Genomic DNA, 9,759 nt, shown 5'->3' with positions numbered 1-9,759 from the left:
CGAGCATGCCGGTCGCCCACGCTGCCAGGTACGGGGCGTAGTCGAGGATCGCGTGCACGCCGTCCTCGCCGGTCGGGACCGCGGTACTGCGGATCGCGACGCCGTCGACGAGCCAGACGGCGGCTCCGCCGGTGAGCAGCGCGGCCGCGGTCTCGGCGTGCCGGTCCGAGAACGCCAGGCGTGCCGCGATCAGCACAAGGAGGAACGGCAGATGGGTCGCGGCGAGCATGACGGCAAGCAGCCCGCTGTCCTTCGGAAGGCCTTCCGCCACGAACATCCAGTCGAGCACCCGGACATCGGAGTCCGCCGCGTCGGTTCCCCCGCGCGACGGGTCCGGTTCCGTACCGAACGCCGCACCCATCTCCCAGGACTCCCACGGCTGCGCGCCGAAGCCGGCGGATTCGCTGCCCAGGGGCACCGTGTGGAACTCCAGGGTGGCCCACGACGCGATCCAGGCGACGACCACCGCCAGGGCCGCGAGCCCGACGAGGACCAACGCGCCGCGTCGGCGTACCGGTTCGCGACCGGGCCTGGATGCGGGTGCCTTGGCGGCCGTCCCGGTCCGAACCCCGCTCCCCGGGAGGTACCCGGCCTCCGCGCGGGAGGCGGCGGACCCGGGCGCCGGGACCACCGGTCCGGGCACGACGCCGGGCGGGAGTTCGAGTGTCGAGTGCCGCGACGGGAGCGACGGCAGCGGCGGGAGCGGCGTGGTCGGTGCCGAACTGGCGTTCGCGACCCCGGTATCCGAGGATGGCGCGGGCAGGGCCAGTGGCCGCCCGCCGCGTACGCCGCCGAGCGCGTGCAACACGCCGTCGACGTCCATGCGGTCGGCCGGGTCCTTCGCCAGCAGCGCTTCGATGACCGGGCCGAGGAGGTCCCCCGCGTGCGGGGCCTGCGGCACCGGGTCGGTGATGACCGCGGCGACGATCGCGACGATGCCGTCCCCGTCGAACGGCGCGGCTCCCTCGACCGCGTGGTAGAGCGTGGCGCCCAACGCCCACAGGTCGGACGCCGGTTCGGGGTGGCCGCGGATCTGCTCGGGGGCCATGTATGCGGGGGTCCCGACGACGGTGCCGGTCCACGGGCTGTCGTCGAGGCGGCGGGCGATGCCGAAGTCGGCCAGTTTCACCCGGTCGCCGGGCAGCAGCATGACGTTCTCGGGCTTGATGTCGCGGTGCACGATGCCGAGCCGGTGCGCGGCGGCGACGACTTCGGCGAGGCGGCGGCCGATCACGGCGACGCGGTCCGCGGACAGCGGGCCGTAGGTGTCGACGACGGCGGCGAGGGTCGGGGCCTGGACGTACTCCATGACGATGTAGACGTCGGCCCCGTCCCGCACCACGTCGTGCACGGTGACCGCGCCGGGGTGGTTGAGGCGGGCGGCGGCCCGGGCCTCGCGTACCAGGACCTCGCGGATCGCCGGGTCGCCCTGGATCGTGGGTGCGTGCAGGCACTTGACCGCGACGGGGCGGCCGAGCACGGTGTCGGTGGCGTGCCAGACGACACCCATGCCGCCGCGTCCGAGCTCCTGGTGGAGTTCGAACCGTTCGGCCAGCAGCCGTTCGCTCACCTCCGCCGCCTTTCGCCACCCGCGGTCGGACTGTTGCCCGCTGCGTCAATTGTGGTGGTTCGGACAGGAGTTGGTCAGTACTTCGGTGGCGAGAGGACGGTCAGCTCTTCGGGCGGGTGGCGTAGAAGACGACGGCCGAGGCGGCGGCGACGTTGAGCGAGTCGATTCCGGCGGCCATCGGGATGCGCACCCACTCGTGGGCCGCGTCGAGCGCGCCGCGGGACAGGCCGTGCCCTTCCGAGCCGAGCACGAGCGCGCATCGTTCGAACTGTTCGGGCGGCAACTCGTCGAGGGGCTTGGCCCGTTCGTCGGGGGTCATGGCGAGTACGCGGTACCCCGCGTCGCGCAACACGGCCAAGCCGGAGGGCCACTCGGCGAACCGCGCGTACGGCACCGAGAAGACCGCCCCCATCGACACCTTGACCGCGCGGCGGTAAAGCGGGTCCGCGCAGTCCGGCGAGAGCAGGATCGCGCCGATGCCAAGTGCGGCCGCGCTGCGGAACGCCGCGCCGAGGTTGGCGTGGTCGACGAAGCCCTCGAAGACCGCGATCCGCCCCGGGCCGGTCTGACCGGCCGTGGCCGACGGGCCGGTGAGGCCCAGGAGTTCGGCGGGCTCGGGCAGCGGCTTGCGCTGCATGGACGCGAGCGCACCGCGGTGTACGTGGTAGCCGGTGACGCGTTCCACGATCTCGGGCGCGGCGACGTACACCGGCGCGCCGGACTCGGCGGCGAGTGCGACGACGTCGGCCATCGTGTCGAGCCACCGCTCGGTCAGCAGCATCGACCGCAGCGGGTGCCCGGTGTCCAGGGACCGCCGGATCACCTTGTCGCCCTCGGCCATGAACAGGCCTTCGGCGGGCTCGCGGCGGCGGCGCAGCTCGACGTCGGTGAGGTTCGTGTAGTCGGTCAGGCGCGGGTCGTCCGCGTCCCCGATGCGTACGATCGGCCCGGTCATGCGCGCTCCCCGCCCGGTTCGGAGGTGCCGCCGGGGACCGCCGCGTCGACGAGCGGCGGCTCACTCTTGAGGTGCGGCGGGGCGAACAGCCGCAGTACGTGGTAGCCGACGATGGTCACGATGGTACCGAGGGGGATGCCGTCGAGCTGAAAGTCGTCGGTGAACTCGAGGGACACGTTGCCGATGCCGATGATGACGCCGGCGGCGATCGGCACGAGGTTGAGCGGGTTGCCGAGGTCGACCTTGTTCTCGTGCCAGATCTTCGCGCCGAGGAGGCCGATCATGCCGTACAGCACGACCGTGATGCCGCCGAGCACGCCGCCCGGGGTGGCCGCCACGACGGCCCCGAACTTCGGACACAGCCCGCACAGGATCGCGAACGCGGCCGCGGCGAAGTAGGCGGCCGTGGAGTAGACCCGGGTCGCGGCCATGACCCCGATGTTCTCGGCGTACGTCGTGGTCGCCGGCCCACCGACGGACGTCGACAGCACGGACGCGGCGCCGTCGGCCGCGATGGCCCTGCCCAGTTCGGGGTCGAGGTCGTCGCCGGTCATCTCCGCGACGGCCTTGACGTGGCCGGCGTTCTCGGCGATCAGCGCGATGACGACGGGCAGCGCGAGCAGGACGGCGGAAAGCTTGAAATCGGGCGCGTGCAGGCTCGGCAGGCCGAACCAGTCGGCGGAACCGACGCCGGAGAAGTCGACGCGGTTGTGGTCGGTCACCTCCCCCGAGGCGGTCGCGGAGTTGATCTCACCGAACACGCGGTCGAACAGCCAGGAGGCGGCGTACCCGAACACCAGGCCGAGGAACACCGCGATCCGCGACCAGAATCCGCGCATGACGACCATCGCGGCGAGTGTGAACGCCATGGTCAGCAGGGCGATCCACTGGTCCTGCGGCCAGTACGTGCGGGCCACGACCGGCGCCAGGTTGAACCCGATGATCATGACGACGGCGCCGGTGACCACCGGCGGCAGCACCGCGTGCACGATGCGCGCGCCCAGCGCGTGCACGACGAGCCCCGCCGCGAGCAGCACCACGCCGACGACGAGCATCGCGCCCGTCACGGTCTGCACGCTGCCGCCCGCCGCCTTGATGGACGCCGCGACCCCCACGAACGACAGGCTCGACCCCAGGTAACTGGGGATGCGCCCGCGCGTGATGAGCAGGAACATCACCGTGGCGACGCCGGAGAGCATCACCGCGAGGTTCGGGTCCAGCCCCATCAACACCGGGGCCACGAACGTCGCCCCGAACATCGCGACGACATGCTGCGCGCCGAGCCCCGCCGTGCGTCCCCACGACAACCGCTCGTCCGGCCGCACCACTTCTCCTGGCGCCGGGGTCCCCCCGTCCCCGTGCAGCCGCCAGCCGAGGCCGAACGCCATGAACCGCTCCTTGCCGAGTCAGAAGACCGCGTACCTACCGCGCACACCGTACCGACGAAGATCGATTCGGCCGCGACCCGGTGCGCGGGCGAGCCTCGCGACGAGGCGGTCCGGCCTACCGGGCTCCGGCGATCTCGTCGGCGACGGCCACGACGTCGCCGATGACGACGATGGCCGGAGGACGCATGCCGTGCTCCCGGGCGTCGGCCGCGGCGGCGGCAAGAGTGGTACGCAGCACGCGCTGCGTCGCCATCGTGCCCTCCTGGACGATCGCCACCGGGGTGTCCGCGGCACGGCCGTGCGAGACGAGGGTGTCCGCGATGGCGCCGAGGCGTTCCATCGCCATGAGCAGGACGAGGGTGCCGCGCAGGCGCCCGAGCGCGGGCCAGTCCGTCAGGGACTGGGGGTTGTCGGGGGCCACGTGCCCGGAGACGACCGTGAACTCGTGGGCCACGCCGCGGTGCGTCACCGGAATGCCCGCGATGGCCGGGACCGAGATCGCGCTCGTGATGCCCGGCACCACCTCGACCGGGATGCCGGCCCGCGCACACGCGATGGCTTCCTCGAAGCCGCGGCCGAAGACGTAGTTGTCGCCGCCCTTCAGACGCACGACGAACTTGCCCGCGGACGCGTGCCTGATGATCTCCTCGTTGATCGCCTCCTGGGCCATCGCCCGGCCGTAGGGGATCTTCGCGGCGTCGATCACCTCGACGTCGGAAGGCAGTTCGTCCAGCAGGGCGCGCGGCCCGAGGCGGTCGGTGATCACGACGTCGGCCTCGGCCAGCAGGCGGCGGCCGCGCACGGTGATGAGGTCCGGGTCGCCGGGCCCGCCGCCGACCAGGGCCACCCCGGCCCGCTTGGCGCGGTAGTGCGCCGCGCCGAGCGTGCCCTCGCGCAGCTCCTCGAGCACGCGGTCGCGGACCGCGGCGGCGCGGCGCGGGTCGCCGCCCGCCAGCACCGCGATCTGCAGGCCGTCGTGCCGTCCGCTCGCCGGGGTCCAGGCACTGGCGTGCGAGGCGTCGTCGGAGCGCACGCAGAAGATCCGGCGCGCCTCGGCGTCCGCCTCGACGGCGGCGTTCACCGCCGGGTCGTCGGTGGCCGCGATGACGTACCAGGCGCCGTCCAGGTCCTCGGCCCGGTAGCCGCGCCGCTCCCAGCGCAGCTCGCCGTCGTCGGCCATCGCCTCGACGGACGGCGTGGCCTCCGGCGCGACGACCAGCACATCGGCCTTCGCGTCGACGAGCCCGGGCAGTCTGCGGCGGGCGACCGTGCCGGCCCCCACCATGACGACCCGGCGGCCGGCGAGCCGGAGGCCCGCGGGGTAGGCCGGGACGTCGTCGTACTTCGGGGACATGGCGCTCTTTCTCACTATCCGTCGGAACCCGGGCCGTTGCGGCCCCGGGCCGCACCGCGCGGGACGGGGACACGCCCCGCGCGGGGGCGGGTCAGCCCGTCTTGCCGCTGACTCCGGCGGAGTCGAACGTCGCCACATCGTGCATCACGCGGGCCGCACTCTGCACCAGGGGGAGGGCCAGGACGGCCCCGGTTCCCTCGCCCAGCCGCAGTTCCAGCTCGACCAGCGGGCGCAGCCCCAGCTTCGCGAGCGCGGCGGCGTGCCCCGGCTCGGCGGAACGGTGGCCCGCGATGCAGGCTGCCAGCGCGTCCGGCGCAATGCGATGCGCGGCCAGAGCGGCGGCCCCCGCGATCACACCGTCGAGGACCACCGGCGTACGCATCGCCGCGCCGCCGATGATGAACCCGGCCAGCGCGGCGTGCTCCAGCCCGCCGACCGCGGCCAGCACCCCGATCGGGTCGTCGGGGTCCGGCGCGTGCTTGGCGAGCGCGGCCCGGACGACCTGCACCTTGCGGTCGTGGGTGCTGTCGTCGATGCCGGTGCCGCGGCCGGTCACCTCGGCGGCGTCCGTGCCGGTGAACACCGCGATCAGCGCCGCCGACGCGGTCGTGTTCGCGATGCCCATGTCGCCGGTGAGGAGGCAGCGGTTCCCGGCGGTCACCAGGTCGCGCGCCGTCTCGATGCCGACCTCTATGGCACGCATGACCTCCTCGCGCGACATAGCGGGGCCCTGCGTCATGTCGGCGGTACCCGGGCGCACCTTGCGCGGCAGCAGGCCGGCCCCCACCGGGAGCTCGGACGCGACGCCGACGTCCACGACGCAGACCTCGACGCCGATCTGCCGGGCGAACGCGTTGACGACCGCGCCGCCCGCGAGGAAGTTCTGCACCATCTGCGCGGTGACTTCCTGCGGCCACGGCGACACGCCCTGCGCGTGCACCCCGTGGTCGGCGGCGAACACCGCCACCGCGGCAGGCTCCGGGACCGGCGGCGGACAGGTCCGCGACAGACCCGCCAGCTGCGCCGAGATCATCTCCAGCACGCCGAGCGAGCCGGCGGGCTTGGTCATCACCTTGTGCCGGTCCCAGGCTGCGCTGAGCGCCTTGGCGTCCAGCGGCCGCACCGAGCGGATCGTCTCGTCGAGCAGGCGTACGGGGTCCTCGCCGGGCAGCCCGCGCCGCCCGTACTCCTCCTCGTGCACCACCCACGACAGCGGACGCTGCTTCGCCCAGCCGGACTGCCCGAGCTCCGGCTCGTCGGGGAACGCGTCGACGTAGCCGACACACAGGTACGCGACGATCTCCAGGTGCTCGGGAAGCCCGAGCGCATGGCTGAGCTCGCGCTCGTCGAAGAAGCTGACCCAGCCGACGCCGAGGCCCTCCGCGCGGGCCGCGAGCCACAGGTTCTCGACCGCGAGCGCACTCGAGTACGGGCCCATCTGCGGCTGCGTGTGGCGACCGAGGGTGTGCCGGCCGCCGCGCGTCGAGTCCACCGTCACCACGATGTTGACCGGCGTCTCGAGGATCGCCTCGGTCTTGATGCCGAGGAACTGCTTGGCCCGGGCCTTGGGCAGCGACGCGGCGTACGCCTCCCGCTGCCGGGCGGCGAGCCGCTGCACGCCCGCACGGGTCTCCTCGTTGCGGATCACGACGAAGTCCCACGGCTGCGAGAAGCCGACGCTGGGCGCGTGGTGGGCGGCTTCCAGGACGCGGATGAGGACCTCGTCGGGAACCGCGTCGGAGCGGAAGCCGGTGCGTACGTCGCGGCGCTCGCGCATGACGCGGTGCACCGCCTCGCGGTCGGACTCGCCGTAGCCGGGCGCGGGGTCGGTCTCGACGTCGGTCGTGCCTTCGCTCGCGGTGTCGATCTCGGTTTCGCCCTCGGTCTCGGTCTCGGTCTCGGTGTCGTTGTCCGTGTCCGTGTGCGTGCCCGTGTCCGCGTCGTCTTCGGGTCCGGGGCCGGTTTCGCCGTCGGCTTCGATTTCGGCTGCTTCGGCGCGGGGCCCGTCCTGCGACGGGGCGGCGGCCGGACCCGCGTCGGGTGCCGGGTCCGACGCGGCCGTGCCGTCCGCCGGAGTGCCCGCCTCGGCGGCAGGCGCCGGAGCGGCGTCCTGGCCGGCCTCCTGCGGGGCAGGTGCGACCGCATGTGCCGTCGGCGCCCGCGCGGCGTCGGGCTGGACGGGCGCCGCCTGGGTGGGGGCGGGGTGCGCGGGAGGCTGCGGGACGGAAGTACCCGCGGCCGCAGGCGTCTCTTGCTGCTGACCACCCTGCGGGACGGCATGCGCGGGCCCTGTGACGGACGCCGCCTGCTCCTCAGGCTGCCCCTCGGACGGTACGGCGGGCGACACGGCAGGCCCCGGGGCATCGACCTGGGCCGGAGCGGCGGCCGCGGTCTGTGCCGGGCCCGGTGTCGCCTCGGCTGTCTGCGAAACAGCAGACTGCGCAGCGGTGGGCTGCGGAACGGTGGGCTGCGGGACAGCGGACTCTGGCCCGGCGTCGCCCGGTGCGGAAGCGGCGGCGGGCTGCGCCGGCTCACCCTGGGGAACCGCCGCCAGGCGGACCCGCCTACGACCGCGAACAGCCTCGGCGCCCTGCTCGGCGGAAGACGCCGCGACCGCGCCGGGAGAGGCCTGCTGCTCGGCAGGCGTACCGGCCGGTGCCGTCTGACCGGGGGTTGCTGCGGTAACCGGGGTGTCCGTCACGTCTTCCTTGCCCGTCTTGCCGACGTCACCTGTGTTGCCTGTGGCGCCTGTCGTACTGGTCGTGCCGGGGCTGCTCGGGACACTGCCTGCCGGTGCCGACGCGGCGCCGGGAACCGGGACCACCGGCGGAACGGGGATGGGCCCCTGGTGTGCCGGTGCGACCGGCACACCGGCCGCGGGCGTTGCCGCCACCGGGATGCTCTGTGCGGGTGCGGGTGCGGCGCCTGCCTGACCATCGGCCTGTGCCGGTACGGCAGTTGGCACGGGGGGCGACGCCGGGGCTGGAGCGGGCGCGGGGGCCGGAGCCGGGGCGGGCGCGGGAGCCACGCCCGCCTGGCGCGCCCGGCGCGCGGCGACCCGGCCTGGGGGCGGAAGGGTCGGAGCGCCGCCGACTGCGACCGGCGGAACGGCATTTGCCCCGGCCGGGCCCGCGGCGGCACCCGGGACCGGCTGCCGGACACCGGCATTCGGTCCCTCGGCAGGCGCGGTGGCACCCTGGGCACCTTGTGCGGCCTGTGCCGCGGGGCTAGTTGCCCCGTCGGCCGGGTTGGTGTCGCCGGCCGACGCGGACGGCATCGCCGGATTGTCCTGCCCGGCGGTTTCGGCGACCGCGGCGGGAGTTGCCTCGGCCTGAACGCTCTCCCCCGGCTGTGCGAGGACGGTCGCGGCAGGTGTCCGCGTTGCCGATTCCGGCGCCGGCGGACCCGCAGCCGGGGTGGCGGCGTCAGCCGCGGCGGGCAGGTTCACCACGTTCGCGCCTTCGGGACCGAAGGTGGCGCCCTGCGGCGAAACAGGACCCGTTGCGGCAACTGCCGGGCCCGAGGCCCCTGCTGTCTCGCGCTGCGGATCGTTCGCCGCCGGCTCCTGGACCGGGACCTGACGGGTACGCCCGCGGGGCCGGACGCCGCTGATCCGCGTACGCGACGGCGAAGCAGCCTGTCCCGTCGCCGAGTTGTCCGCCGCGGAAGCCGGTGAAGCCGGTGAAGGCGTGCCCGCAGCAGTTGCGGCGGATGCGGCCGGTGCCGCGGGCGCCTGCTGGGCAGGCGGCTCGACGGCGGCGGGCGCCGACGGGGGTTGTACGGCGTGCGGCTGTACGGCCTGCGACTGCGGGTCCGGCGTACCGGAACTCGGCGCCACAACCTCAGCGGGAGCCGGCACGGCCGGGACGCTCGGGGTCTTGGGGGTGTTGGGGGTGTTCGTGGCCTCGGGCGCGTCCGCCTGGGCGGTCTCGGCGCCTCGCGCGCGCAGGTTGCGCGAGCGTACGCCGCGAGGCGCAGCCGCGTCCGGGTCGGCAAACGCGGCCGTACGCATGCGGCGCGGCGAGCCCGCGGCTGCGGCCGCGGGCTCTGCGGCGCCGGTCGGAACCGCCTGCTGCGGTGCCGGCGCGGCGGTCTCGGCGACGCCCGGCTGCCCGGCGGCAGGGGGTGTCGGCGTGGCCGTGGGCGTGGAAGTGGCGGATGCGGCCTGTTCGGTCGGCGTCGGAGCCATCGGCGCGGATCCGGTCGGCTCTGCCCCCGCCTGTACCGGGTTTGCCGCAGCCGACTCGCCCGGTCCGTCCTCTACGGAGGCAGGCTGCGCCGACTCCGCGGGAGCCGCGGGAGCCGTGGCGGGCGGAGTCTGCTGCGCCGGAGTCGGCTGCGCGGGGCCCGCCTGGGCGACGTCGCCGGACTGCACCGGGCCGACCGGCGGCGGCGGAATCCGCGGGACATCCGAACCCGGCGAGTTCGCACCGGTGTTCGCGCCCGCGGGCGGCGGGGCCTGGTGCGAGGCGGCATCCGGGACCGGTCCGGA

5 protein-coding genes and 1 pseudogene are annotated in these 9,759 nt (G+C 74.5%); 1 reads left to right on the top strand and 5 read right to left on the bottom strand.

All coding sequences use genetic code 11. The features are described from left to right. The 5 genes and pseudogenes from AB0C36_RS41515 to cobT all read right to left on the bottom strand — a co-directional run. The coding region (locus tag AB0C36_RS41515) for a serine/threonine-protein kinase (protein ID WP_358364595.1) at positions 1–1,570 on the bottom strand (1,570 nt) is incomplete at its 3' end. 100 nt (positions 1,571–1,670) lie between these two features. Further along, positions 1,671–2,525, bottom strand: coding sequence for a TrmH family RNA methyltransferase (locus tag AB0C36_RS41510; protein ID WP_358364592.1), 855 nt, complete (start codon positions 2,523–2,525; stop codon positions 1,671–1,673). Next, positions 2,522–3,913 carry a uracil-xanthine permease family protein gene (locus tag AB0C36_RS41505; RefSeq protein ID WP_358364590.1) on the bottom strand — a complete coding sequence of 464 codons (1,392 nt, stop codon included), beginning with the start codon at positions 3,911–3,913 and terminating at the stop codon, positions 2,522–2,524. The genes AB0C36_RS41510 and AB0C36_RS41505 overlap by 4 nt, the downstream gene beginning before the upstream one ends. Before the next feature lie 115 nt (positions 3,914–4,028). Continuing rightward, a complete protein-coding gene (gene cobA, locus AB0C36_RS41500) occupies positions 4,029–5,267 on the bottom strand; it encodes a uroporphyrinogen-III C-methyltransferase (RefSeq protein WP_358364588.1) in 1,239 nt (412 codons plus the stop codon). A gap of 91 nt (positions 5,268–5,358) precedes the next feature. Then, a pseudogene (gene cobT / locus AB0C36_RS41495) lies at positions 5,359–7,092 on the bottom strand (nicotinate-nucleotide--dimethylbenzimidazole phosphoribosyltransferase); the annotation flags it as partial. Between the two features lie 2,479 nt (positions 7,093–9,571). Here cobT and AB0C36_RS41490 point away from each other — a divergent pair. Further along, on the top strand, positions 9,572–9,759 hold a 188-nt coding region (locus AB0C36_RS41490; RefSeq protein WP_435839223.1), incomplete at its 3' end, for a hypothetical protein.

Origin of the sequence: Streptodolium elevatio (genome assembly GCF_040649515.1) — a bacterium.
In the GTDB taxonomy this organism is placed as follows: domain Bacteria; phylum Actinomycetota; class Actinomycetes; order Streptomycetales; family Streptomycetaceae; genus Yinghuangia; species Yinghuangia elevatio.
Note: the sequence above shows the minus strand (reverse complement) of the source record. Positions and strands in the feature narration are given on the sequence as shown.